Here is a 1,251-nt window from a genome sequence, read left to right on the forward strand (position 1 = left end):
AGTTTTGGATGGTAAATGAAAAAGCCTGAGATCCACTGGTAAACTGTTGTTACCACACACCAGTTAAACCAAAGGACTCAGGCTTTGTCACATCATAACACCGCTTTTCATCAGTTGCTGCAACCTCTGCCGAGACATGAATTCGAGGCGCTTGCAAAACAACATCACCAGGGGCAAAAATTACGTTCAGCATCTCGCTGGGATCAGTTCATTGGGATGTCCATGTCACAACTTTCTGGCCGTCAAAGCCTGCGTGATATTGAATCCAGTCTACGCAGCCAGCAGCACAAGCTTTATCATCTGGGCGCCAAACCCATCGCCAGAACAACATTAGCTCGCCTGAACGAAAAACAACCCGCTGAACTTTATGAAGCTGTCTTTTATAAACTACTACAGCGCTGTTCATTAAGAGATAATAACCATAAGTTCCGCTTTAAAAACCCTCTCTATTCATTAGATGCCAGCGTGATCGACCTGTCTCTCAAGCTCTTTCCATGGGCACAGTGCCACCAAACTAAAGCGGCTATGAAACTACATGTCGGGTTGAATAACGCCTCACTCATTCCTGAGTTTACTGCCCTCAGCCACGGGCTGGAAAGCGAGCTAATCAAAGGCCGTCAGTTCCGTTTTCCGAAAGGCAGTATTGTTGCATTTGATAAGGGGTATAACGACTACAGCTGGTACGGATTACTGTCAAAACAAGAAGTTAGCTTCGTGACTCGCTTAAGACCCAATGCGGTCTATGAGGTTATCGAACACCATCAAAGCGCAGGTGTTGATTATGACCAGAGTATTAGGCTAACCAGTCAGCACGCCCAAAAACAAGGCGCGCCCAAGTTGCGCCTAGTGGGATTTACCTGCCCTGAAACCAAGCGACAGTATCGTTTTATAACTAATAACTTCAAATTAGCTGCCAGCACAATTGCGGCTATTTATAAAGACCGTTGGCAGGTGGAACTGTTCTTCAAAGCGATTAAGCAAAACCTGAAAATTAAAGCATTTTTAGGTAGTTCCCAAAATGCAGTCATGACGCAGATCTGGATCGCAATGATCAGCTATCTCTTGTTAGCGTATGCGCGGCACTGTGCGAAAAAGGGGTGGACCGTACAGAGAATAATGCGGATTCTTCAACTAAGCTTATTTGAACGAAAAGCTCTGAAAGAGTTGCTAAACCCGTCACCGCCAGAGCGGCAAAAAAGGGACCCTCAGATGAGGATCCCTTTATGATTAAAAAATTGTGGGACAGCAGTG

At 45.6% G+C, this 1,251-nt stretch carries 1 protein-coding gene; it reads left to right on the plus strand.

The genetic code is table 11. From position 1 onward, the window contains the following. The first annotated feature begins 84 nt into the window (after nt 1–84). A complete protein-coding gene (locus tag A3773_RS16750) occupies nt 85–1,227 on the plus strand; it encodes an IS4 family transposase (protein WP_067988640.1) in 1,143 nt (380 codons plus the stop codon). The last annotated feature ends 24 nt before the right edge of the window (nt 1,228–1,251 follow it).

Origin of the sequence: Neptuniibacter pectenicola, from assembly GCF_001597735.1 — a bacterium.
GTDB lineage: Bacteria > Pseudomonadota > Gammaproteobacteria > Pseudomonadales > Balneatricaceae > Neptuniibacter > Neptuniibacter pectenicola.